The organism is Streptomyces erythrochromogenes (genome assembly GCF_040684695.1).
GTDB classification, from domain to species: domain Bacteria; phylum Actinomycetota; class Actinomycetes; order Streptomycetales; family Streptomycetaceae; genus Streptomyces; species Streptomyces erythrochromogenes_C.
On sequence record NZ_JBFBGM010000011.1, the window covers coordinates 72,963 to 97,421 of the forward strand.

A 24,459-nucleotide genomic window follows, 5' to 3' on the forward strand; every position below is an offset into this window, starting at 1 on the left:
GGCCCGGTCCGGTCCGATCGGCCGGGGGCCCGCTAGCCGGTCGCGCCCAGGCGCGGGGCGTACAGGTCCAGCAGACGGGTGCGGGTCTGCTGGAGGCGCATCGCGAGCACGCGGCCCACCCAGTGCCCGATCGCGGAGCCGAACGCGGGATCGGCGTCCATCAGCATCCGTACGGCCGCCGCGTCGAACTCGTACGCACGCACCGGCGTCATCGCCTCCGCTCCGAGCTGCCACACGTACGGAGGGAACAGCCAGGACCAGCCGACCAGCTCGCCGGGTCCGAGGTTCTCCACCTGCGCGGGCCGACGGCCGGCCACCGGGACCTCCAGGGTCACCGTGCCGGAGCGCACGATCCAGAAGGACTCCGCCCGGTTGCCCTCGTCGAAGATCCGTGCGTTCTCCGGGAAATTGACCTCATGGGCCTGCGCCATCAGCCGTCCACGGTGCTCCGTGGACAGCACGGCGGCGATTCGGATGGGGGAAGGTGTGCTCACGACGGCCTCCGATCGGACCCCCCGCGACGCTCCTGCTGCTCCCAGTGTCGCCGAAGCGGCCCGAACGGGACCGGCCCGCGACGCCCCTTTCTCGGCTGCGGGGGCGGCGGTGCTGGGGCGGGGGACGGCACCGCCGAGCGGCGCCCAGGGGTCGTCTCCCGCGCTACCCGGCTCCGCTCCGTCGGATCCCTCCCAGGCCGTGTCTTGGAAGTGGGCTGTGCTCCTCGTCCCGTGCCGTGATGATCTCGGTGTGGGGCGAGGGGGTCTTTCTGACGACCCCTGCGCCTCATCCTCTTCATGTGACCAGCTCCGCTGTCACTGCCCAGTCCCGCTTCAGGACTTGCACAGCCCAACCCTGCGTTTCGCAACTCTGCGAAGCGACGGCTCAGGCATCACGCCGACCGCCTCGGCCGGCGTCACTCGAAGCCGCGCACATCTGCGACCCCTGCAACCCCCTCGCAGGACACAGTCTCAGTCGAACCCCCGTACAGCGCGGTTGCGCCGTCCGTTGCTCGGTTGGCAGACGCTCGCCGAGCGACAGACACTGGAAGAAGGGTTCCGGCTCCGAGGCCCAGCCGTTGGGGAGCTGCCCACGATTCGCAGGCGGTGGTCCCACAGCTCCCAAGAGGAGCAGACGATGCCTGATCAAGCCGACGCTGCAGGTCGTTACAGATTCAAGGACATTAACGGTCCTCAAGATCCATTGGTCGACGAGTTGCGGCCGACACCGAGCGAGCCCCCAGTCGCGGGTTTGACGCTGAAGGGTCTCTTGGGAGACAGCGACCGTCCGGGGCATCGGCGCTTGTACTTCACAGAAAGGCTCGACCATTTCGCGGAATTCGCCACCGAAGACGTGGTGAGTGTCTCTCGTATCCCTCCGGATCGCCCGCCATTCCCCGATGAGGAAGCGACTAGAATCACCTTCAAGAAGGGGGCGGAGATCGAGTACACGCGTAGCCGCTCAGTACGCTATCCCGATGAATTCGATCTCGATATCCAGCGCATTCCCAGTAGATCCCGCCGCACGTATGAGAATTCCACTCAAACGGGATATTATACCGACTGCTGCAATAGCAGTGAAACGTGTCCAGAGGAGCAGTGGTCGGACAGTTGGACCTGTACCTGCTATCTCACCTGCGGTGAGACGTGCTCCACCTGTGGAGAACTGACCTGCCGGGGTGAGGGGCGCGGCTGTTACACGGATGACCCGGACCCCATTCCGAACCCGACCGATGTCCCCACCTTCTGCGTTGGCACTTGCTAGCCGTCACCGTCGCGCGAACGCTTTCCTGAGCAGGCACGCCTTCCAACCTTGGAGGTCCGGTGCCGGATTCCCCTCTCCAGACGAAGTCCGCTCGTCCCTGGACGAGCATCCTCAGCGCGGGCCAGCAAAGTGCAGCGCTGTTCGTTGCCCAGGACATCGTCGGGCGCGTCACCAACCATAGAATCCTGATGGAGGCGCTGGCCGCTGCACATCGCCAGACGCAGTTTCCGGACGCGATCGTTTGGCAACCACACGGGCTTGCCAGTGGTAACGCCGGGATCGCCATGGTGTGCTCCTACGTCGATCAGTGTCTGCCGAACGCGGGTTGGGACGCGGTCGGCCACGAATTCCTCGTCGCCAGCACGCGCGCCGCACAGCGGTCCCCCCAGCTCAGCTCTGGCCTCTTTGCCGGTCTGAGCGGCCTGGCTTTCGCAGTACATTCGCTCAGCCGGGACGGCGAGCGATATCGACGCTTGCTATCCGCCCTCGACCAGGATCTTGTGCCCCGCGCGGCGTCGATCGCGGCGCAACTTCGGAGGGATGCCACCGGCATGCCGGTGAGCGCCTTCGACGTGGTCTCCGGGGCGAGCGGGATTGCGGCGTACCTCCTGGCAAGAGACCCGTACCGCCTTCTGCCAGAGCTCCTCACGGCTCTGGTCCAGCTGGCCGCACCGACGGATGGCATCCCTCGCTGGGCCACCCCGCCCGAGTTCCTCCGCAATGACCCTATGCGCGACTTCTTCCCGTCGGGATGTCTCAACTGCGGTCTTGCGCACGGCATACCGGGTCCGCTGGCCGTGCTGTCGCTTGCCCTGTGCGCGGGGTACGAGGTGCCCGGGCAGGCCGAAGCCGTCAGCAGTCTCGCCGGATGGCTCGTCGCCCATCAGGTCCACGATGCCTGGGGAGCCGCTTGGCCGGCGGCTCTTCCGCTTGCCCCGCCGACCGGGCCACTGCCACCCGCCGGTGGCTCCAGGCGCGCACGCAGCGCCTGGTGCTACGGAGGCCCCGGGGTCGCCCGAGCCCTGTGGCTGGCAGGCGAGGCGCTGGAGCACTCAGGCTGGCGTCGTCTGGCGGTCGAGGCGATCGCAAGCGTGCTCCGGAGCCCCGTCGACCAGCGGCACGTCGATTCATCGACCTTCTGCCACGGAGTATCCGGTTTGCTTCACATCGTTCTGAGATTCGCTCACGACACGGGCGACGAAGTGCTGGCCGGCGGGGCCCGAAAGCTCGTCGATCAGTTGCTGGGAGCCTACGAACACGACAGGCCCTTCGGCTACGCGGACTTGGAACGGGGAAGCAACTACGTGGATCGAGCAGACCTTCTCAGCGGGGCATCCGGGGTTGCGATGGTGCTTCTCGCCGCCGCAACCGGTGCCGAGCCGGCCTGGGACCGAATGTTCCTTCTGTCATGACCAGGAACGAACCCGCGGCCAGGTCGCGCCCCAGCAGCGAGGGGAACCCCGGCCGAGCTGCCGGGACGGCGAGTACATCACTGTACGAGCCGCTGCCGTGGGCGCTGGCGAGAGCTCCGCTACTTCCCGTGAGTGCCCGGTGTGCATCGGCGGCGGCTACTTCCAGCGGCTCTCTCCTGCCCCGTGATCCGCGGGTACGGGTTGCGATCGCGCTCGCAAGTCCCGATCTGGCCGCCGCGCTGGAGAGAACACGTCCGTCGAGCCAGGAAGCACCGCGGCTACGCCGGAAGGTGCGACGGTACGTCACAAGGATGAGTACCCGGCCGACGCCCTTCGGGCTCTTCGCGGGTGTCGCACTGCTGAAATGGGCCTCGGCGACGGACCTCGCCCTTGCTGCCTCGCCCCCGCGCACGCATACCCGCCCCGACATGTCGTGGTTGCTCGATCTGGTCGCTCGAGCCGAACGCGACCCCGCCATCCGCGCCGGGCTGCGTTACATCACGGATTCGACGGTCACGATGCAGGGCAATCGGGCCTTGGTGCCCGATGGTCCCCATGCCGGCACATCCATTCGCGCCACCGAGGCGGTCCGGTGTGTGCTCGAAGCAGCCCGGGTCCCCGCCACACCGGCACAACTGGCGAGCGAAGTCCTGCGCATTCCCGGCGCCACGCCCGAGATCGCCGCCCACTTGGTGGACGAGCTCTGCGCCCAAGGCTTCCTCCTCTCGGAACTTCACCCACCTCTCACCGGAGGCGACCCGGCTTCGCATGTATTCACATGCCTGGCCGCGATTCCCGCAGGCCAGCAGACGGCTTGCGAGCTCGAAGCGCTGATGGAGGAGCTGGCCCGCTGGGACCTGATCGCACTCACCGAGCGAGCCGCGCACTGGTCGGCCCTTTCCCGCCGTATGGAGCGGATTCACCCAGCTTCGTCGGACGCTGGTCGGGCCACCCGAAGCCTCGTGCAGACCGACATGGCACTCGCCCTCCAAGGCATGGGATTGCACACCACTGTGGGTGCCGAAGCAGCCACCACAGCCGAGCTCCTCCTCCGGCTCAGTCCTCGTCCGGCCAGCACACAGGCGTTGGAAAGCTACCGGCATGCTTTCGAGGCCCGGTACGGGGCCGAGCGTCAGGTCCGGCTGCTGGAGTTGCTCGATCCCTCAACGGGGCTTGGAACTCCGTACGATCGCACCACGAACGGAGGCGAGACACGAGACCATCAGAGGCGCAACCAACTGCTTCTCACTCTCGCACTGCAGGCCAACCGTGATCATCGAACAGTAGTGGAGCTCGATGACGAACAGATCGCCTGCCTGACCACCTCGAATCCCACCCCCGACAACTGCCCTCTGTCGCTGGACCTCTCACTGTTCCTCACGGCCCCGTCCCTCCCGGCCCTCGATGCCGGCGATTTCCAACTCGTCGTCGGGCCAAACCTCGGTGCACCTGCTGCGGGCCGTGGCCTCGGGCGCTTCGCCGCGCTGCTGGGACCTGCCGCGCACGCCGCGCTGGAGGAGGTCGTACAAGCAGAGCAGCAGTTGCTCCCTGACACGGTGATGGCCGAGCTGGTCTACGCACCAGAGCGGGCTCGTGCCGCCAACGTGGCGATCAGGCCCGCGATGCGATCACACGAGATCGTCATCGGCAGCTGGCCAGGTGTGCCGACCGAGAGCGTCGTGCCCCTCGAAGAACTCATGGTCGGCGTCCGGTCCGGGCGCTTCGTCGTGAGCTGGCCCGAGGGAGGAGCGGAAGTGGTCGGACATCAGGGACACATGCTCAACTCCCGGATGGCACCCGCCGCCGCTCGCTTCCTGCTCGATGCCGCGACCGACGGACGCTGCCAATTCATGCCGTTCTCCTGGGGCCCGGCCGCTGGCCTCCCGTTCCTGCCTCGGATACAGCGTGGCCGCAGCATCCTTTCCCTCGCCCAGTGGCGCCTCGATCCCGACGGCGAGCTACGTCCCGACTCCAGCGACCGCTTCGCCAGTGCATTGTGTGCGTGGCAAATCAAATGGGGCGTTCCTCGGGACGTCTACCTGGCCGTCGGTGACAACCGGCTGCTCCTTGATCTCACGTCACCACAGGATGTCGAGCTGCTGCGGGAAGAGCTGAAAGGGCTTCCCGCAGGCGGCTCGGCAGTGGTCCAGGAAGCGCTGCCAGGCCCTCATGACGCGTGGCTGCCTGGAGAGGCGGGTGATCACCTGTGTGAGATCGTGGTCCCCCTGGTTCAGCGTCCCACCCGACGCGAGGCCGATACCCCCGCATGTCCACTGCCTCCTGTCGAAGTCGTTGAGCCGCCTTCCCGGCTCCGCCCGCCGGGCAGCGACTGGCTTTATCTGAAGCTGTACTGCAGCCTCTGGCAGCAGGACGAAGTGGTTGCGGGTCCGCTGCGGGCCTTCGGGGAATTTGCGACGCATTCGGGGCTGTGCGACGGCTGGTACTTCGTCCGCTACGCCGACCCGGAACCACACCTGCGCGTCCGGCTCCATGGAGAACCGTCCGCCCTCATCGGTCCGCTGCTGGAACAGGTCTGCGCGTGGGCAGCCGACCTGTCGGCAAGCGGCATCTGCACGAGGTTCTCATTCGAAACGTACGAACGCGAGGTCGAGCGCTATGGCGGTGAGGCCGGGATGCGGGCGGCGGAAGCGATTTTCACCGCAGACAGTCCGCTTGTCGGCGACCTGCTACAGGCGAGCAAGGAGGGCCTGATCACAGTCGGCATGCAGGACCTCGCGGTGATCAGTATCGATGACCTGCTCGACTGTTTCGGCGTGGACCCGGAGGAGAGAGCGCGCTTCTCCTACGAGCCCTTCCCGCTCTCCTCACGCATGGGCGGCAACGCCTACCGTGAGCGCAAGGCAACCCTCCGACGCGTACTCGGCTGCCCCGGAGCCTGTGATGCGGAGACCACTCGCCTGTTGCGGGCCCGGCGCCTGGCACTCAGACCGGCCCTCGACCTCCTCGACCTGCTGCACCGCGACAACAAGCTGCAGTGTTCGCGCACCGTGCTGAACCGCCACTACGTCCACATGCATGCAAACCGCCTCCTTGGTACGGACAGAAACCAGGAGCGTCTGGTTCTCGAACTGCTCCGACGAACCCGCGCAGGTTTGTTCCGGGCTCCGTTCGAGCGGTGACCTCGACCTTGTTCGGACGGGTGGCTGAAAGGCCTGTCAGGGGTGAGCGTTCCGAGCGGGGGCGCTGTGAGACTCGACCATGCCGCACTGCCGGATCGTGGAACAGGTCGAGTACGGGGTTCAACGAGACGCGTTCGCCGCGGTGACCGGGTTCCGCGCGGAGATGTACGCGTCCCTGTTCTCCCGGGGTGGCGCCCTGTTCCAGCTGTGCGACGCGTTGTTGTGCACCGACGGTCCGGTCCGCACGCTCGTGGACCTTGCCCTCGCCCCCGAGCGCCGTCGCGGACACGGCGCGCTCTACGCGGACTCAACCGGGGCCGGGTCGACGTCGAACGGCTCCGCCGAGCCCTGGTCGGGGTGCCATTGCCCCGGGCCGCCGACGGGCGTCTGGTGCTCGCGGTGGACGTCTCTCCGTGGTTGCGGCCGGACGCGGACACGTGCTCGGATCGGTCGTTCTGCCACACACGGAGCGGTACGGGACCGCGACCGCCCGGGCGTGGGACCAGGTCCACCCCCGGCTGACCCGCAGGGCCGCGTGGGGGAACTACGAAGGACCGCTGCCGATCATCGAGGGCACGGTCATCCGGTTGACTGTGGCGAAGCTGCCCAGCGGCGGGGTCAACAAGCCGGTCTGGCTGGGGTGGTCGGGCATCGGGGCCGCGGCCTGAGGATGTCGATCGGTGTTGGCGGGCGCTCCTACGAAGGTTCGACGTCGAACACACCTTCCGCCTGCTCAAGCAGACCCTCGGCTGGACCCGGCCCAGGCTCCGCGACTCCGCCGCGGCCGACCGCTGGACCTGGCTCGTCCTGGCCGCCCACGCTCAACTCCGCCTCGCCCGTCCCCTCACCGCGGATCTCCGCCGGCCGTGGGAGCGACCGGCGGAACCGAACAGACTCACCCCGGCCCGCGTCCGCCGGGGGTTCAGGAACCTGCACGCGAAGACGGGCACGCCCGCCCGTGCACCGAAACCCACCCGACCCGGCCCCGGCCGCCCACCCGGCTCGAAGAACCTGCGGCCCGCCGCCCGTTACGACGTCGGACGCGTCCTCGCCACCGGCGAGCCCTACACCCGCCGCGCCCACCACAAGGTCGGCACCAAACCCCGGCGCACTGGATGCAGGCCAAGCCTAGACTCTGACGATGATCGAGATCCTCGACAACCTGGACGTGCTGTCCCGACCACGCCTCGACCTCACGACCGTCGAGATGGGCGGCACGCCCCTGGGAGCACCAGCCGCCAGCATTCCACGCCGGATCATCATCCAGGCCCAGTCCTCCATAGTCGCCCGGTACCGCGGCGGGACCAACATCGACAGCGAGTACTACAACGCCGACGGGCGGCGGCTGACCCTCGACGAGGTCGTCGACCACGCTGCCCAGTCAGACGGGTTCTTGTACTGCGCCGACAAGCTCACCTACAAGATTCGAGCCGGGGCCGTCGTCGGCTTCGCGATCTACGGACCTCATCTCTCCCATTTCGCCCACCTGAACTCGTACGAGGATCTCCTGGCTGTGTTCGGCACACCCGACAGGGCGCACGAAGACGAGGCGTATGGCGACCTCATGGGCTACGACAACTACTACTGGGGCGCGCAGAAGCATGTGCGGTGGGACGCCTGGGACGATCGAATAAGCCTGATCAACCTGGGCGCTTTCGAGGGCAACACAGGCCCGTGACCTTGCCGGATCCAGGCTACGCGAGTGTGCTCCGGCTTGACTTGATGCTGACTGCCTGCCTTGGAACCGTCGCACTGAGGTCAAACGTCAAGCTAATGGGTGTTGCAGCAGGTCTGTTTCGGGCAGGTCTGAGTGATGTCTGGCCTGTTGTTTGACCGTGTCAGGGTGCGGTTGTGCAGGGTGGCGACGGCCTGGACCGCGTGGTGGAGGCAGTCTCCTTTCTGGCGGCAGTCACGGAGGATCTTCCAATTCTTCATGCGGGCGAAGGCGTGCTCGACGCGGGCGCGGACCCGGCGGTGTTCGGCGTTGTCCTCCTCCTGTCCGCGCAGGAGCGGACGTCCTGCTCTCTTGCGGTGCGGGACGATCAGGCCGGTGCCGAGGTAGGCGCCGTCCGCGATCACCGTGGTTCCGGCGGCCGCGGCCGACAGACCCGACTCCCGCCACACGTGGGCATCGGCCTTGTTCCCCGGCGCCGGCCGGGCCGAGGCGACGACCAGGCGGCTGTCCGCGTCGATGATGACCTGCACGTTCGCCGAGAACCGGTAGTTCCTTGACGAGGCGCCGACGGTGCGGTCGCGGACCGGGATCAAGGTTCCGTCCACGATCCACAGCCGGTCGACGTCGGCAACCGGCCGCAGGGCTGGCTCCAGGGCCAGTAACGGACGCAGGCGGTGGACGACCCGGCAGACGGTGGTCGGGGAGATCCCGAACAGTGGGGCGAGCTGCCGCATGGTGAGGTTCGTGCGGTAGTAGACGGCCACCAGCAGGACCCGGTCGGCCAGCGGCAGACACCACGGCCTGCCACCACCGGGACCGGTCCCGCCCCGCTCTTTCACCACTTTCACCAGCTTCGCGAACCGGTCCATCCGCAAGCCCGTGAACGTCTCCACCCACACCGGCTCAGCCCTCAACTCCCCACCCATACAGGCAAAATGCCCGGAAGTGAGCGTTCTGCAACACCCTTTAGTCCTCCGCGTTCGCCTCCAGGCATGCCAGTTCCATCGCGTCCAGCACCGCCTCGTGGCTGCGGCCGCTCAGCTCGGCGACGTTCTCGATCTGGGCCGTGGCCCAGGCCGCCAGCGTCATCACCAGGACCCGGAGCCCGTCGGTGCCGTACTCGGCCAGGACCGCGTCGGCCACGACCATGGCCTCCTCCGGGACCTGCTCGGGCGGCTCCAGGCCGGCGAGGCCGCGCAGCATGACGAGGGTGCGCCGGGAGATCTCGGGCGTCATCCCCGCCAGCCGCATGTCCTCTTCGTCGTTCATCCGCCCCGCCCTCCGCCGTCGCGCCCCCGTTCCCTCAGGGCACGGTAGAGGGGCGCGGAGCGGCGCGGGGCCGTTTCCGCAGGGTGACCCTGCGTGAGCGGGCGCGGGCGGCCGGATCCGGTGGTTCCGGCCCGGGCCGCGACAGCCGCGGAGCACCCCCGAAAGCGTGCGGGCGTTCGACTTCCCCCGGCGGCGACCCGCCGGTAACTTGGCCCGCGGCAACCGCCCGGCCGGGCGGCCGGACCCGGTGGGAGCGAAATGAAGAGCCTGTTACGCGCCGTCCTGTGCGCCCTGCTGCTCACGGCCGGCGCCCTGCCCGCCCAGGCCGCCGCGACACCCGAGGCCGGCCCGGCGCCCGAGGCGGCCACGACCGCCGGCGCCGCCGAGGCCTGGACGCCGCCGCTGTCCACGCGCGGCCGGTACATCGTCGACGCTCAGGGCAACCGCTTCCGGCTGCGCTCCGGCAACTGGGACGGAGCCCAGGGCTCCTGGAACGGCTCGGGCGACCGCAACGACCCCGCCACGCACCACAGCGGCCAGAACGCGAACGGCATCCCGCTCGGCCTCGACCGCGTCCCGCTGCCCACCCTGCTGGCCGACTTCCGCGCCCTGGGCCTCAACAGCATCCGGCTGCCCTTCTCCAACGAGATGCTGCGGACCACCACCCCGGTCCCGGACGCGGCCGTCGCCGCCAACCCGGCCCTGCGCGGACGCACCCCCCTCCAGATCTTCGACGCGGTGGTCGCGGCCCTGACCGACGGCGGTTTCGCCGTCATCCTCAACAACCACACCGTCACCACCCGCTGGTGCTGCGGCCTCGACGGCAACGAGCGCTGGAACAGCGGCCGCTCCACGGCCCAGTGGGCCGACGACTGGGTCTTCCTCGCCCGCCGCTACCGGGACAACCCGCGCGTGGTCGGCGCCGACCTCTACAACGAGGTCCGCCGGGACGTCTGGGACGACCCCAACTGGGGCCTCGGCGACAACCACGACTGGCACGCCGCGGCCCAGGAGGCCGCCGACCGCATCCTCACCGAGGCCAACCCGAACCTGCTGATCGTGGTCGAGGGCATCAACTGGTACGGCCTGCCGATCGACGGCTTCCCGCACGGCCGCCCCACCCTCACCCCCGCGCGGACCCTCTCGCACACCCTGGTCGTCTCCGACAAGCTCGTCTACTCCGCCCACTTCTACGGGTACACCGGCCCCCACCACAGCGGAGCCACCGGCATCGGTGAGACCAGCGACCTGCGCTACCAGGACATGAGCGCGGCGCAGCTCGAACAGACCCTCTACGACCAGGCCTTCTTCGTCTCCGCGGAGACCGGCGCGCACTTCACCGCCCCCGTCTGGATCAGCGAGTTCGGCATCGGGGCCGACGAGACCGGCGCCGCCCCGCGGACCTGGTTCGACCGCCTCACCGGACAGCTGGCCCGCACCGACGCCGACTTCGCCTACTGGCCCCTGGTCGGCTGGAGCACCGACGCGCAGGGCGCACCCGGCGGCGACAGCTGGGCGATGCTCCGCTACGACGCGGCCGGCCGCCGCTCCGGAGTCCTGGACGCGGGGGACTGGCGCACCGCACGCTGGTCGGGGCTCCTCACGGCCCCCGCGCGCACCGGGCCCGTACCCGCCACCACCTCCTGGTACCAGCTGACCACCGACCACCGCGACCACAACGCCTCACTGCTCACCCGGGCCGGCGGGGACTGGGACAGCGGCGCACGCAAGGCGGTCTGCCCCGACGGCTCCCGCCTCACCGGCCTCGCCCACACCGGCGGCCGCGGCCTGTGCACCACCTCCGCCCTGCGCGCCCCGACCGGCGGGCACACCGTGGTCCGCGACGAGCGCTACGTCCCGGCCGGCGGCGACTGGGCCGGCGGGTACACGAAGTTCCAGTGCCCGGCGGGACAGTTCCTCACCGGATACAGCCTGCGCGGCGAGCGGGTCTCGGCCGCGCTGTGCGCCCCGGCCCGCACCGCCCTCCCGGCGGGCGGCCGGACGCTCTGGTTCGACCGCGGCGACAACCGCCCGCCCGGCGGCCCCGGCGGCGACTACGCCCTCGGCCACTACAAGGGCCAGTGCCTGCCCACGGAGTACGCGGCGGGCATCGCCTTCACGACCCGGGTCGCGTCGCGTCCGTCCCCGGCCGCGCTGCTGTGCCGTCCCCTGCCGGGTCCCGACGCGGGGTGAGGTCCGCCGTACGGGCGGCGCCGGACCGGGGCCGGAACCGGGGCCGGAACCGGGTCCGGCCGCCCGCGGCGACGGCGAGAGCGAGAGCGAGAGCGAGGAGGACGAGGGCGGCCGCCACCGCGAAGGTGATCCGGGTGGCGGCGGCCACGGCCGCGGGGGACGCCGTCGCGACGTCGCCCGCGGCCGCCGCGAGCGCGAACACCGCGCCCATGACGGAGGCGCCCGTGACGAGACCGAGGTTGCGCGAGAGGCCCAGGGCGCCGGAGACGACTCCCCGCCGGTCCGACGGAACGTCCGCCATGACGGCCGCGTTGTTCGCCGTCTGGAACACCGCGTACCCGGCGGTCAGCACGGCGAGCGGGGCGACGTAGCCCACGGCCCCCAACCCCGCCGGCCCCACTGCCAGGGCGAGCGCTCCGGCGGCCGTCGCCGCCAGGCCGACGACGGTCGTACGGGGCGCGCCGAAGCGGTCGGCGAGCTGCCCGGCGGGCACCCCCGCCACGGCGGCCACCAGGGGGCCGACCGCCAGGAGGAGCCCGGTGAGGGCGGTGCCGAGCCCGAGTGCGCGGGAGAGCTGGAAGGGGCCGACGACCAGCGTCGTCATCATCACCGTGGAGACGAGCGCGTTCGTGGCGAGAGCGGCGCGCAGGCCCGGGGTGCGCAGGACCGACCGCGGGAGGAGCGGCGACGCCGCCCGCGCCTGCGACCGTACGAAGAGTCCGGCACCCAGTGCGGCGGCCAGCAGCAGCCCCGTGCGCAGGAGACCGGAACCGTCGCGGCCGAGGGTCATGGCGAGGGCGTAGGCGGCCAGGGCCAGAGCGAGCAGCAGCGTGCCCACGCCGTCGAAGCGGGCGCGTCCGGCGCCGGCTCCGGCCGTCGGCCCTGTTCCGGCCGCTGCCCCGGACCCGCCGCGCGGCCGGTCGGCGGGCAGGTGGCGGCGGACCAGGAACAGGGTCAGCAGGCCCAGCGGCACATTGGCGAGGAACAGCGCCCGCCAGCCGAACCCGGCGATGAGGGCGCCGCCGAGCGAGGGCCCGAGGGCGGTGCCCACCGCGGACATCGTGCCGAGCAGGCCCATGGCGCGGCCGGTCCGCGCCTTCGGGACCGCGTCACCGACGAACGCCATGGTCAGGGCCATCATGACGGCCGCGCCGACCCCCTGGGCCGCCCGCGCGCCGATCAGCAGCCACAGCGAGGGCGCGGCGCCGCACAGCACCGAGGCGCCGGTGAAGAGCGCCGTGCCGGCCAGGAACAGCCGGCGGCGGCCGAGGACGTCGCCGAGCCTTCCGGCCCCGACGACCAGGGCGGTGACGGTGAGGAGATGGGCGAGCACGACCCACTGGACCTCCTGGAAGGAGGCGGAGAAGGCGTGCGCCAGCGTGGGCAGGGCGACGGGGGCGATGCTCGTGCCGAGCGCGGTGAGCAGCATGGAGAGCGACAGGCCGACGAGGGCCGGCCGGGCGGCGGACGCGGGGACCGCGGTGGTGTTCATGGCGGGCAGCCTCCGGCCCGCGGTGCCTCTACGGCAAAGCCTGTTGCCGATTCCGGGACGGCGCAGTGCAATGGCGGGCATGGACACACCGCCGAACCACCAAGCGGTCCTCGACGAGGTCGCCCCCCGCCTGCGCAGGCTGCGCGCCAAGAGCGGCCTCACCCTCGCCGCGCTCTCCGAGGCGACCGGCATCTCCAGGAGCACCCTGTCCCGGCTGGAGTCCGGCGGACGCCGGCCCAGCCTGGAACTGCTGCTGCCGCTCGCCGCCGCCTACCGCGTCCCCCTCGACGAGCTGGTCGGCGCCCCGGAGGTCGGGGATCCCCGGGTGCGGCTGACGCCCCGGACCCTGCCGGGCGGCGGGACGGTCGTCCCCCTCACCCGCGGCCCGGGCCCGCTCCAGGCGTTCAAGATGCTCATCCCCTACCGCGGCGCCGAGCCGGATCCCCGGACGCACGAGGGCTACGAGTGGCTCTACGTGCTGGACGGGCGGCTGCGCCTGGTCCTCGCCGACCACGACCTGGTCCTCGGGCCCGGCGAGGCGGCCGAGTTCGACACCCGGCTGCCCCACTGGTTCACCAGCGCGGACGAGGGGCGGCCCGTGGAGATCCTCAGCCTGTTCGGACGCCAGGGGGAGCGCATGCACGTCCGCGCCAAGCCGCGCGGACAGTAGCGGACCGTGGGTGAGGAGTGGCCGGCGGACGGGTTCTGGCGCGATCTCGTCGCCGAAATGCGCCAAGTGGGGTGAACGGAGCGCCGAACCGATCTAAGGTGCGCCCGTAAGCATCGTCGCGGACACCTGTTCGGCGGTTTCCGGCCATGCCTCGCCAGTGGCGCCTTCCGGCCGCACCGCACACTCAACTGGGGGGTTCATGCGCAGATCCCGTAGGCCGGCGCTCTCTCTCGCCCTGTCCTTGTCCCTGACCGCCACCGGAGCAGGGCTGGTGGGCCTCGCCCTCGCCCCGCAGGCGGCCGCCATCACACCGCCCGTCGCCTTCACCGCCGACGCACTGCCCACCTGGCAGCCCAACGGCGTCGTATGGGCCCTCGCCGAGGCCGGCGGACAGGTCTTCGCCGGCGGCACCTTCTCCACCGTGCGCCCGCCCGCGGGCGGCGCCGGCAGCGAACAGCAGGCCGTGAACTTCGTGGCGCTGGACGCCGCGACGGGCGCGCCGACCTCCTGCAAGCTGTCCTTCACCGTGGGCTCCGGCACCGCGACGGTCCGCGCGCTCACCCTCTCCCCGGACAAGACGACGCTCTACGCCGGCGGGTACTTCGGCGCGGTGAACGGCACCGCCGTCTCCAGTCTCGCCGCGATCGACGTGGCGACCTGCACGGTGAAGACGGGCTTCCGCCCGGCCTTCGCGGCCACGGTCCGGGCCCTCGCCGTCACCGGCGACACGGTCTACGCGGGCGGCGACTTCCTCACCGTCGCGGGCCAGCCACGCCAGCGCTTCGCCGCCGTCGGCGCCGCCGACGGAGCCCTCAAGCCCTTCACCGCCGACGCCGACGAGCCCGGACGCGCCGTCGAGGTCACCCCGGATGGCGAGAACGTCGTCCTCGGCGGGGACTTCTTCACCGTCAACGGGACGAACACCCACGCGCTGGCCGTCGTCGACGCGGCGAGCGGCGCGCTCACCAAGTCCTACCCCGGCTTCATCGACACCAACTCCGTCGTCAAGGACATCGCCACCGACGCGACCGGCTTCTACACCGCCAACGAGGGCACCGGCGGCGGCGTCTTCGACGGCCGGATCGCCCTCGACCTGCCGGGCTTCGGCCAGCGCTGGCGCGACACCTGCCTCGGCGCCACCCAGGCCGTCCTGCCGTACCAGAACGTCCTCTACAGCGCCTCGCACGCGCACGACTGCTCCCTCGTGGGGGAGTTCCCCGACGGGCAGCGCCACCACCTGCTCGCCCAGCCCACCGGCGGCATCGGCAAGCTGGGCTGGTCCCCCGACACCAACGACGGCATCGGCGAGGGCATCGGCCCGCGCGTGATGGAGGTCGGTTCGAAGAACGGGGTGCAGTACCTGTGGGTCGGCGGTGAGTTCACGACCGTCAACGGCGCGGCGCAGCAGAGCCTGACCCGCTTCGCCTCCACCGGGGACACGGGTGCGCCCACCGTGCCGGTGGCGAGCGCGGCGAGCTTCGCGCCGGGCGAGGTCCAGGTGCGCTGGCGCACCAGCCTCGACCTCGACGACAGTGCGCTGACCTACCGGATCTACCGCAACGGCTCGGCCACCCCGATCGGCACGGTCACGGCCGACTCGCTGTTCTTCAAGCGCCCGCAGGCCTCCTGGACGGACACGACCGTCGCGGCGGGCCAGTCGTACAGCTACCGGGTGACGGCCTCCGACGCGGCCGGCAACACCAGCGCCCTGTCCGCCACCGCGAGCGTGACCGTCCCCACCGGCCCCGAGAGCTACCCGAGCCGGGTCCGCGCCGACGGGGCCCAGGTCTACTGGCGCTACGACGACCCGGTGCTGCCCTACGTCGCCGACTCCTCCGCCGGCGGCAACCAGAACGGCGTGCACATGAACGCCCCTGCCCTGCGGCAGACGCCCGGCGCGGTCTCCGGCGCGAGCACGGCGATCGGCTTCAACGGCACGGACACCCGGATCTACGCGGACAAGCGGCAGACGGTGGGCAGCGCCTACACCGTCGAGACCTGGTTCCGGACGAACACCACCCGCGGCGGCAAGCTCTTCGGCTTCGGAAGCAACCAGGACCGCGGCAGCAACCAGTACGACAAGCACCTCTACATGACCAACGACGGCCGGCTGGTCTTCGGCGTCTACACCGGCGCCACCCGCACCATCACCACCACCGGCGCGTACAACGACAACCAGTGGCACCATGCCGTCGCGACCCAGGGCCCCGGCGGCATGACCCTCTACGTGGACGGCGTCCAGCGCGGCACCCTGGCCGTCACCACCCACGAGAACTACACCGGCTACTGGCACGCGGGCGGCGACAGCCTCGGCGGCTGGCCCGACCGCCCGACGAGCGAGTTCTGGGCGGGACAGCTCGACGAGAGCGCCGTCTACCCGACCGTCCTGAGCGCGGCGCAGGTGCAGAACCACTACGCCCTCGCCACCGCCCCGGCCGACTCGGTGGTCCAGGTCACCGCCGCGGAGGACACCTACGCCAACGCGGGCGCCCCCGGGACGAACTACGGCACCTCCTCCTCGCTCGCGGTGCGCGGCAGCTCCTTCTACGCGAGCTACCTGCGCTTCGACCTGCCGGCCGCACCCGCGGGCACGGTCCTGAAGTCGGCCGTGCTCGGCGTGAAGACGAGCACGATGAGCGGCGCCGGTACGACGGACACCGTCTCGGTCGTCCCGGTCACCGGCGCGTGGAGCGAGGGCGGTACGACGTACAACAACCGCCCGGCTTTGGGAACTCCGGCCCTCGGGAGCTACCCGGGGATCCCGGACGGCTCGGCGGTGCACACCGCCACGCTGACGACGGGCCCCGTCGCCGGGGCGCTCGGCGGCAGCCTCGGGCTGGCGCTGAGCAGCTCCGGCACGGACGCCCTGTGGCTGTGGTCCTCCGAGGCGCAGGCCGGCGAGGGCACGCCGCAGCTGACGCTCACCTTCGGCGCGCCGTGACCTGAGGCGGCGCGCCGTGACCTGAGGCGGCCGGGCGCCAGGGGGGCGCGGACCACACCGGTCCGCGCCTCCCGGCAGGTCCGGGCCCGGGTCAGGCCAGGGCGTAGCTGAAGGCGTACTCCACGGAGGTGTCGCCGTGGCGGTAGGTGAAGCCGCCGGAACCGGTGAGGCCCACGAGGTCCCCGGTACCGGAGCCGGGGACCACCTCGAAACGGCAGACGGTGCCGCCCGCGTCGAAGGTGCCGCGCTCCTCCAGCACGAAGCTGCCCTTGCGGCCGTCGACGCTGCCCGACAGCAGCTCCATCCCGCTGTAACTCCCGGTGTTCTCACCGGTGTAGGCGATCGTGTAGTCACAGCTGGTGCCGGCCGCCTCGACGCCACCGGTGAAGGCGTTGGTGACGTGGGCACGGGCGAGCCGCGGGGCCGCCCCCACCGGTCCGACGGGGGTCTCCTCCCAGCCGGCGAAGGTGAAGCGGCCACGGGTCTCCACGGGCGTGGGCATGACGGTCCTCCCGGTCGGCCGGACGGTCCCTCCGCCCGGCGTTCCCCCAGGCTGGCAGCCGTACCTGACACCTCCTGTCAGGTACGGCGACAATGGCCGCCATGCGCGCCGACCGGCTCCTCTCCCTGCTCCTGCTGCTCCAGAACCGCGGCCTGACGACCGCCCCCGAGCTCGCCGCCGAGCTGGAGGTGTCCGTGCGCACGGTCTACCGCGACATCGACGCGCTCAGCGCCTCGGGCGTCCCCGTCCTCGCCGACCGCGGCCCCGCGGGCGGCTACCGGCTGGCCGACGGCTACCGCACGCGCCTCACCGGCCTCACCGACGCCGAGGCCGGATCGCTGTTCCTGGCCGGTGCCCCCGGACCCGCACAGGACCTCGGACTGGGTGCCGACCTGGCCGCGGCCCAGCTGAAGCTCCAGGCCGCGCTGCCCGGCCGGCTCGCCGGACGGGCCCGGCGGATCCAGGAGCGCTTCCACCTCGACGCGACGGCCTGGTTCCGCGACGCCGACCCCGTGCCGCACCTCGCGCGCATCGCCCGGGCCGTCTGGGACCAGCGCGTCCTGCACGCCCGCTACCACCGCCCGCGCGGCGAGGTACGGCGCGCACTCCACCCGCTGGGCCTCGTCCTCAAGGGCGGCATCTGGTACCTGGTCGCCGGAGCCGGAGCCGGAGCCGGAGCCGGAGCCGGAGCCGACGCCGTACGGACCTACCGCGTCGCCCGGTTCCTGGAGGTGGACACCGCCGAGGACGGCTTCGAACGCCCCGCCGGCTTCGAACTCGCCGCGTACTGGCAGGAGTCCACCGACCGCCTGGACGCCGCCCTGCGCCGGCGGACCGCGCAGGTGCGGCTCTCCCCGCGCGGCCGGCAGCTGCTGCCGATGCAGTTCGGGGCGGCGGGCACCCGGGCCCTCGCCGATGCCGGCCCGCCCGACGCGGACGGCTGGGTCCGGATCAGCCTCGCCGTCGAGTCCGAGACCCTCGCCGTCGGCGACCTCCTGCGTCTGGGCGCGGAGGCCGAGGTGCTCGGCCCGCCCGAACTGCGCCGCGCCCTCGCCGAAACGGTGGCCACCCTCGCCGGCCGCTACGGGTGAGCGCCGGGCCGGGGGACGGCGGACTGCCAGCGGACCTCGCCGTCCTGGACATGCCCTGTCGGGCGGAGCCCGCAGGCCCGCGCGACCGCCGCCGACGCGGCATGGTCCGGGTGGACGTGGGCGACGAGACGGTCGACGGGGAGCCGCTCCAGCCAGGCCGCGAGGGCGCGGGCGGCCTCCGAGGCGAAGCCCCTGCCCTGCCAGGGGACACCGACGACCCAGGCCAGCTCCGCGAGGCCGCGGGCCGGGGTGATCGTGGCCTGGACGGTGCCCACCAGCCTCCCCGTCCCGCGCAGCCGCAGTACCCAGTTGGCCCAGACGACTCCCGGGTCCGGGGAGCCCGCGGCGAGCCGCTCGTAGCGGGCGCGCAGCGCCTCCCGTGACAGCGGCACACCGCCGGTGAAGGCGTGCAGGGCCGGATCCGCGAGGACGAGGCCCATCTCGTCGGCGTGCTCCGGCAGCAGCGGGAGCAGCTCCAGGCGGGAGGTGGCCAGGGCGACCGGACGGACCGGTGGCCTGCGCACCTTCGAGGCCGCCCCCGGCCGGGGCACGTCGTCCACGGCAAGACAGATGCCCAGCACCCGGTCGTGCCCGGTCCAGCCGTTGACGCGGCCGCGGTTGTTGCTGATCTGCACGCGCCGGCGGGGTGCGTCCACCGCCGACACGAGGTGCAGGTGGACCGTGCCCGCCACCCGGGCCAGGACGATGTCGCCCACCTCGACCAGGGCCGGGTCCGCCGGTGCGACCCGCACCTTCTGCCGACTGTGCACCAGCGGCACCATCGACCCGCCGGTCGGCCGGAATTCCACGGTCTCGCCGCGGCCGACGCGGTCCGCCTGTGTGTCGAGCATGCCCATCGGGCCAGTCTCGCCGCGCGCACGGCCCCGCGGCCACCGGATTACCCCCGGCCCGGTGCGGCCGCCGGCCCGGCGCGGCCCCCGGCCGTGGCGGTCAGCGCGGGGGCTCCACCTCCAGGAAACGGCGCCGGCGCGGGCCCCGGTACAGCAGGCACACCCACCCCGACTCCTCCAGCACCGCCGCGCAGGCCGTCAGACGCTCCTGCTCCTCCCCGGCCGCGCCACCGCCCGGCGGCCCGACCCAGGTCACCTCCACCCGTTCCGGTCCGGACCCGGCGGCCACCCGGTAGCCCGTCCGCGTACGGCGCCCCTGCGGATCCAGCGCCGAGGGCGTGAACCCCGCCGCCTCCAGTACGAGGGCCACCGCACGCGGCACCTGCCGTACCTCCCAGGGCGCGGGAACCCCCGCCCCCGCGGAGCCGCCCACCAGGCGGCGGATCTGCAGCAGGCCCTCGTACGCCGTGCGCACCTCGGCCTCCCGCAGCCCGGGCGGCGCTGCGGCACCGTCGCCGGTCGCCGGTTCGAAGCCCCGCCCCGGATCCGTCACCACCCCCACCACCCACCCGTCCGTGTGCCACACCTGAGTACCTCACGCCCAACGGCCTGAGTATCCGCCCCGATTCCCCGGAGCGCCGCCGCTGGTCGAATGGGGCCATGAACGACGACGCCCCGCGCAGCGCGACCGCCCGCCCGCGCATGCAGCACGTGACCACCGCCGGCTCGGCCCTGGCCGTGGCCCTGGTCCCGCTCGTGGTCGGCGTCCTGTTCGCCAAGGCGATGGCCGCCGACCCGATGACCCCGGTCAACGCCCTGATCGCGGGCGGCGGACAGCGCGCCGCCCTGCCCCGGGGCGAGTGGAAGCGGCGCGGCCACACCACCCTGCACCGGCTGCGCACCGCACGGCGCGACACGGTCCGCCGCTGCGCCCGCGCCCGCGGCCTGCGCCCCCGCGACCGGGTCCACGCCGGCTGAGGCTGCCCGGTCAGCGTTCGTACTGCCGCACGCACAGGTCGACGATGGACGGCGGCACGACGCCGTCGGCCGCCGCGCACAGCTCGTCCGGCCGGGGCGGCGCCACCGGCCTGCGGCGCGGGTGCGCGGTCACGGCCCCGGGCACGCGCGTCCGCCGGGGCGGGGCCGCCTGCTTCGCGCGCGCCCGCTCACGGGGCGAGACCCGGGCGGGAGCCCGGTCCCCGTCACCCTCCGCGGCCGCGTCCCCGTCCGCGGCCGGTCCCCGGTTGCTGTCCGCAGACGGCTCGGGCGCCACGGCCGCGGGCAGTTGCCCCAGCGGCAGGCCCGGCGAGGCGGCCCGCCCGGGCGCGTCGGCCGCCGGCACGGCCCCCCGTACGGGAGACGGAACCGCAGCCGGGTCCTGCGGACCGACGGAGACACAGCCGGCGCTCGCCAGGAGCGCGACGAGGGAGAGGGGCAGGGCCCGGCGTAACTGCATCCGACCACCTTGCCGTACGGCCCGGCGCGTCCCGCCCACCGCCTCACGCGTCCGGGTGACAGCGGGCGGCCGAGGGCACGGACGGGCGTGTGGGAGCCCCGGCTGACGGATCGTGCCCGACAGACCGGACGGAAGTGAGCAGACCGGACACGGGGCTTGACCCGGCCCGGGCCGGAGGGCGAGAGTGCGCCCGATCAAGAACCACCGTTCGGGCCGCACCTCGGAGATACGCAGATGTCCATACCGGTTCGCTCACCCCTCGCCCCGCCGGTGATCTGCGGTTCTCCGGCACCAGGCACGTCCGGCGCCCGGGGCGCCGACGCGCCCCAGGCTCCCGCCGCCCGGCGGCGCAGGGCCTGACCGGCCGGGCGGGGGCCGGCACCGCACCGCCGCGCCGGCCCCCGCCCCAGCCGGGAGACAGCCATGTCCCAGCACCCTGATGAGAACGGGCTCGCTCCCGACGACGCCCTGCTCGTACGCCCGTACGTGGCGCCCTCCGGCCCGCCGGCCCGGGCGGAGACTCCCGCCTGGCCGCAGACCGGGCCGTCCGCCTTCCCCGGCCCGGCACACGGCGCGGCGGCGTACGGCCATGCGCACGGCCCGGATTCCGCGGTCACGGCGCCGACGGGCGCGCCCACCGCGGCCCGGAGGCCCGCCGCGCACCCGGTACGGGAGGCGGCGGGGCCCGGACGGCGCAGCCGGCTCCCGGTGGCCGTGGCCGGCCTGTTCGCCCTCGCCGCCGTCGGTGCCCTCGTGCTCCTGCTGACCGGCCCCGATCCGGAGCCGCCCCGGGCCGGGCCGCCGGCCGACCTGTCCCTGCCGGTGCTTCCGGCCCGCAGTCCGGAGGCCGCCGCGCAGTCCCCCGGTACGGAGCCGTCCGCCCGGTCCGCGCGACCGTCGGCCACGGCCTCCGGCACGCCGGAGGCGACGGCGGGCCCGGGCACGCAGCAGCCCGCCACGCCGAGCGCGTCGGCCCCGCGGCCGTCGAGCGGGTACGCGACCCTGCGCATGGGCGACAGCGGGCCCGAGGTGCGCGCCCTCCAGGAGATGCTCTACGGGCAGGGGTTCACGTACGTCTCCGTCACCGGCGTCTACGACGGCCAGACCAAGCGCGGTGTCGGCCAGCTCCAGCGCGACCGCTCCATCAAGGGCGACCCCCAGGGCGTCTACGGGCCGAACACCCAGGCCGCCCTGCGGTAGGAGGGGTCCCGCGCCTCAGCGGCCGCCCGCGACCCGCAGCACGGTGCCCGTGGTGTACGAGGCGTCGGCGGACAGCAGCCAGGAGATGGCCCCGGCGATGTCCTCGGGCCGTCCGGGCCGCCCGAGCGGGGTCGCGGCCCCGATGCGGGCCGCGCGGCCGGGGTCGCCCATCGCGGCGTGCATGTCGGTCTCGATGGTGCCGGGCGCCACGGCGTTGACCCGGATGCCGTCCGGGCCCAGCTCCTTGGCGAGCCCCACCGTCAGGGCGTCGGTGGCCGCCTTGGTCGCCGCGTAGTGCACGTACTCCCCGGGGCTGCCCAGGGTGGCCGCCGCCGAGGAGACGTTCACGATCGCCCCGCCCCCGGACGCCGCCATGTCGCGGGCGGCCCGGCGGCAGCACAGCAGGTACCCGAGGAGGTTGACCTCGACGACCCGGCGCAGGTCCTCGGTGCGGGCGTCGGCGAGCCGGCCCAGCGGTCCCGTCACCCCGGCGTTGTTGACCAGGCCCGTCACCGTGCCGAGTTCGGCGCCGGCGATGTCGAAGAGCCGCTCGACCCCGCATTCCCCGGACGTGTCGGCCCGTACGGTCACGCAGCGGGCCCCGGCGGCCCGTACGCGCCCGGCGACGGCCTCGGCCGACACCTCGTCGCGCACGTAGCCCAGCACCAGGTCGTGTCCGTCGGCGGCCAGCCGCAGACAGGTCGCCGCGCCGATGCCCCTGCTGCCGCCCGTGACGACGGTGACCGGACGAGGTGACATGTGAGCCTCCTGCGGGACGCGGATCGTGGAGCGGGCGCGTGCGGGCGCCCTTCGCGTCGCACAGTGCGGCAGGCTAACACCGTGATAATCGCTGGACCAGCGAAAATGGCGGGACGGAGAGTGGCGTCACCGATGCGCCGCGCCAACCGACGGCCGTGAATCGCGCGTGTCGGAACCGTCCATGACGACCCGTTGGAGCCCTCCCATGTCGACCTTGCGCGTCACAGCCGAAGAGCTGACCGTCCACGACCATCCCAACGCCGACGCGCTGGAACTGGCCCAGGTGGGCCTCTACCGAGCGGTGATCGCCAAGGGCGCCTACCGCACCGGCGATTTCGCGCTCTACATACCCGAACAGGCCGTGCTGCCCGCCGGACTGATCGAGGAGCTGGGACTCACCGGGCGGCTCGCCGGCGGCAACGCCGACCGGGTCAAGGCGGTCCGGCTGCGCGGCGAACTCTCGCAGGGCCTGGTGTGCCGGCCCCGCGCCCTGGCCGACGTCGACCTCGTGCAGGCCGCCAAGGAGGGCACCGACTTCGCGGAGCTGCTCGGCATCACCAAATGGGCCCCGCCCATCCCCACCACCATGAGCGGCGACGTCGAGGCCGCCGCCGACCTGATGCCGTGGGTGGACATCGAGAACCTGCAGCGCTATCCGCACATCTTCGAGCCCGGCGAGCCCGTCGTCCTCACCGAGAAACTCCACGGAACGGCCGGCCTGTTCACGTACGTCGTCGAGGGCGGACGCTCCATCGTCTCCTCGAAGGGCTTCGGCGCCAAGGGGCTCGCCCTGAAGGAGGACGAGCGCAACCTGTACTGGCGGGCGGTGCGCGGCCACGGGGTGCCGGCCGTCGCCCAGGCCCTGGCCGAACGCCTCGGCGCGACACGGGTCGGGATCTTCGGCGAGGTGTACGGCGCGGGGGTCCAGGACCTGGGGTACGGAACCGACGTACGCACCGCCGACACCCCGCCCGGATACGCCGTCTTCGACGTGTCCGCGGAGATCGACGGACAGGTCCGCTGGCTGGACCCGGCCACCGTCCTCACGGAGGGCGAACTGCCGCTGGTGCCGCGGCTGTACGAGGGCCCGTACGACCTGGACACGGTGCTGGAGCACGCGAGCGGCCGCGAGACGGTCTCCGGGCGCGCCGTGCACCTGAGGGAGGGCGTGGTCATCCGCCCGGCGACCGAGAGGTACAGCCCGGTCGTGGGCGGCCGCGCCATCGCCAAGGCCGTCAGCCCCGCCTACCTGACCCGCAAGGGCGGCACCGAGTACGAGTGATCGCCCGTCAGGGGACGTCCCGCCGGTCGGGCCGCGCTCACGCCGACCGGCACGGCACCCCTTAGGGTGACCGGATGCCTGCCACCGATGCCCTGACCAGGGCCCTCGAAAGCCCGGGGGAGCCGCCCGTGCGGCCCCTGCCGCCGACGGTGTCCGCGCTGCTGCGCACGCTGACGGCCCCGCCCCGGCTGGCCGCGCACCTGCGGCTCGTGCACGACGTCGCGCACGATCTGGCCGACTGGCTGGCCGCGCACTGCCCGGCCCTGGAGTTCGACCGGGAGGCCGTGCTGTTCGGGGCGGCCACCCACGACATCGGCAAGGCGGTGCACACCGCCGAGCTCAGCGCTCCCGGCTCCGCACACGAGCCGGCAGGCCGGGAACTCCTGCTCGCGCACGGGTTTCCCGAGCACCTGGCCCGCTTCGCCGCGACCCACGCCACCTGGCACGGGAACGCCGTGAGCGTGGAGGAGCTGCTGGTCAGCACCGCCGACAAGGTGTGGAAGGGCAAGCGCGTCCAGGACCTGGAGGACCTCCTGGTGGGCCGTCTCGCCGCGGCGACCGGCGCCGAGCGCTGGGCCGCGTACCTGGAACTCGACGGTGTGCTCGGGGGGATCGCCGAGGGGGCGGACGGGCGGCTCGCGTTCCAGGCCGCGTTCCGCGCGGAGCCTTGAGCGGGCGGTCGTGTCCGAGCGGCCGGGGCGCCGCGCGCGTGGTGGGATGGGCCGGGGCGGGGTCCACCAGCACACGGAGAGGTCGGGTACATGTCCG

At 72.6% G+C, this 24,459-nt stretch carries 19 protein-coding genes and 2 pseudogenes; 12 read left to right on the plus strand and 9 right to left on the minus strand.

What is annotated here, in order from left to right; translation table 11 throughout:
- Positions 1-32: 32 nt before the first annotated feature.
- Positions 33-494, minus strand: a complete 462-nt coding sequence (locus AB0O53_RS18275) for a Crp/Fnr family transcriptional regulator (RefSeq protein WP_206309825.1) — start codon at positions 492-494, stop codon at positions 33-35.
- Between the two features lie 1,323 nt (positions 495-1,817).
- Here AB0O53_RS18275 and AB0O53_RS18280 point away from each other — a divergent pair.
- From AB0O53_RS18280 to AB0O53_RS18295, 4 genes and pseudogenes are all read left to right on the plus strand, one after another.
- Complete coding sequence (locus tag AB0O53_RS18280) at positions 1,818-3,170, plus strand: lanthionine synthetase C family protein (RefSeq protein WP_350993610.1); 1,353 nt, start codon at positions 1,818-1,820, stop codon at positions 3,168-3,170.
- Positions 3,167-6,310, plus strand: coding sequence for a lantibiotic dehydratase (locus tag AB0O53_RS18285; RefSeq protein WP_365196683.1), 3,144 nt, complete (start codon positions 3,167-3,169; stop codon positions 6,308-6,310). The genes AB0O53_RS18280 and AB0O53_RS18285 overlap by 4 nt, the downstream gene beginning before the upstream one ends.
- Positions 6,311-6,389: 79 nt before the next feature.
- Positions 6,390-7,423, plus strand: a pseudogene (locus AB0O53_RS18290) (transposase); the annotation flags it as partial.
- Between the two features lie 28 nt (positions 7,424-7,451).
- A complete protein-coding gene (locus AB0O53_RS18295; protein ID WP_365196686.1) occupies positions 7,452-7,988 on the plus strand; it encodes a hypothetical protein in 537 nt (178 codons plus the stop codon).
- A gap of 161 nt (positions 7,989-8,149) precedes the next feature.
- Here the strand turns inward: AB0O53_RS18295 and AB0O53_RS18300 are convergent.
- Positions 8,150-8,911, minus strand: a pseudogene (locus tag AB0O53_RS18300) (transposase family protein); the annotation flags it as partial.
- Positions 8,912-8,951: 40 nt separating this feature from the next.
- A complete protein-coding gene (locus AB0O53_RS18305; protein ID WP_350993606.1) occupies positions 8,952-9,254 on the minus strand; it encodes a hypothetical protein in 303 nt (100 codons plus the stop codon).
- A gap of 258 nt (positions 9,255-9,512) precedes the next feature.
- On the opposite strand from AB0O53_RS18305, the gene AB0O53_RS18310 reads away from it, so the two are divergent.
- Complete coding sequence (locus AB0O53_RS18310; protein WP_365196687.1) at positions 9,513-11,447, plus strand: glycoside hydrolase family 5 protein; 1,935 nt, start codon at positions 9,513-9,515, stop codon at positions 11,445-11,447.
- Here the strand turns inward: AB0O53_RS18310 and AB0O53_RS18315 are convergent.
- Positions 11,371-12,939: an MFS transporter gene (locus AB0O53_RS18315; RefSeq protein ID WP_350993603.1), complete on the minus strand. Its 1,569-nt coding sequence runs from the start codon at positions 12,937-12,939 to the stop codon at positions 11,371-11,373. The genes AB0O53_RS18310 and AB0O53_RS18315 overlap by 77 nt on opposite strands.
- Positions 12,940-13,018: 79 nt before the next feature.
- Between AB0O53_RS18315 and AB0O53_RS18320 the strand changes: the two genes are divergently transcribed.
- Together AB0O53_RS18320 and AB0O53_RS18325 are read left to right on the plus strand one after the other, a co-directional pair.
- Complete coding sequence (locus tag AB0O53_RS18320) at positions 13,019-13,609, plus strand: helix-turn-helix domain-containing protein (protein WP_350993602.1); 591 nt, start codon at positions 13,019-13,021, stop codon at positions 13,607-13,609.
- Between the two features lie 199 nt (positions 13,610-13,808).
- Complete coding sequence (locus AB0O53_RS18325; RefSeq protein WP_350993601.1) at positions 13,809-16,550, plus strand: DNRLRE domain-containing protein; 2,742 nt, start codon at positions 13,809-13,811, stop codon at positions 16,548-16,550.
- Positions 16,551-16,641: 91 nt separating this feature from the next.
- Here the strand turns inward: AB0O53_RS18325 and AB0O53_RS18330 are convergent, their stop codons facing one another.
- The gene (locus tag AB0O53_RS18330; protein WP_350993599.1) at positions 16,642-17,052 is read right to left on the minus strand and encodes a DUF3224 domain-containing protein; all 411 of its coding nucleotides are present in this window, start codon (positions 17,050-17,052) and stop codon (positions 16,642-16,644) included.
- Positions 17,053-17,153: 101 nt separating this feature from the next.
- Between AB0O53_RS18330 and AB0O53_RS18335 the strand changes: the two genes are divergently transcribed.
- Entirely contained in the window at positions 17,154-18,143 is a 990-nt protein-coding gene (locus AB0O53_RS18335; protein WP_365196690.1) for a helix-turn-helix transcriptional regulator, read from the plus strand.
- Here the strand turns inward: AB0O53_RS18335 and AB0O53_RS18340 are convergent.
- Together AB0O53_RS18340 and AB0O53_RS18345 are read right to left on the minus strand one after the other, a co-directional pair.
- Positions 18,134-19,000, minus strand: a complete 867-nt coding sequence (locus AB0O53_RS18340; protein ID WP_365196693.1) for a GNAT family N-acetyltransferase — start codon at positions 18,998-19,000, stop codon at positions 18,134-18,136. The two genes, AB0O53_RS18335 and AB0O53_RS18340, sit on opposite strands and share 10 nt — an antisense overlap.
- 94 nt (positions 19,001-19,094) lie before the next feature.
- Positions 19,095-19,550 (minus strand): hypothetical protein, encoded by a 456-nt coding sequence (locus AB0O53_RS18345; RefSeq protein WP_403138311.1) that lies wholly within the window; start codon positions 19,548-19,550, stop codon positions 19,095-19,097.
- Positions 19,551-19,654: 104 nt separating this feature from the next.
- Here AB0O53_RS18345 and AB0O53_RS18350 point away from each other — a divergent pair, with 104 nt between their 5' ends.
- Complete coding sequence (locus AB0O53_RS18350) at positions 19,655-19,972, plus strand: hypothetical protein (RefSeq protein ID WP_365196696.1); 318 nt, start codon at positions 19,655-19,657, stop codon at positions 19,970-19,972.
- A gap of 10 nt (positions 19,973-19,982) precedes the next feature.
- Here the strand turns inward: AB0O53_RS18350 and AB0O53_RS18355 are convergent, their stop codons facing one another.
- Positions 19,983-20,450, minus strand: coding sequence for a hypothetical protein (locus AB0O53_RS18355; protein ID WP_365196699.1), 468 nt, complete (start codon positions 20,448-20,450; stop codon positions 19,983-19,985).
- 423 nt (positions 20,451-20,873) lie between these two features.
- On the opposite strand from AB0O53_RS18355, the gene AB0O53_RS18360 reads away from it, so the two are divergent.
- The gene (locus AB0O53_RS18360) at positions 20,874-21,650 is read left to right on the plus strand and encodes a peptidoglycan-binding domain-containing protein (RefSeq protein ID WP_365196701.1); all 777 of its coding nucleotides are present in this window, start codon (positions 20,874-20,876) and stop codon (positions 21,648-21,650) included.
- Between the two features lie 15 nt (positions 21,651-21,665).
- On the opposite strand, the gene AB0O53_RS18365 is transcribed toward AB0O53_RS18360, so the two are convergent.
- Complete coding sequence (locus tag AB0O53_RS18365; RefSeq protein WP_365196703.1) at positions 21,666-22,409, minus strand: SDR family oxidoreductase; 744 nt, start codon at positions 22,407-22,409, stop codon at positions 21,666-21,668.
- Between the two features lie 205 nt (positions 22,410-22,614).
- On the opposite strand from AB0O53_RS18365, the gene AB0O53_RS18370 reads away from it, so the two are divergent.
- Both AB0O53_RS18370 and AB0O53_RS18375 read left to right on the plus strand, forming a co-directional pair.
- Positions 22,615-23,691: an RNA ligase (ATP) gene (locus AB0O53_RS18370; protein WP_365196705.1), complete on the plus strand. Its 1,077-nt coding sequence runs from the start codon at positions 22,615-22,617 to the stop codon at positions 23,689-23,691.
- Positions 23,692-23,765: 74 nt separating this feature from the next.
- Positions 23,766-24,362 (plus strand): HD domain-containing protein, encoded by a 597-nt coding sequence (locus AB0O53_RS18375; RefSeq protein WP_350993581.1) that lies wholly within the window; start codon positions 23,766-23,768, stop codon positions 24,360-24,362.
- Positions 24,363-24,459 lie beyond the last annotated feature (97 nt).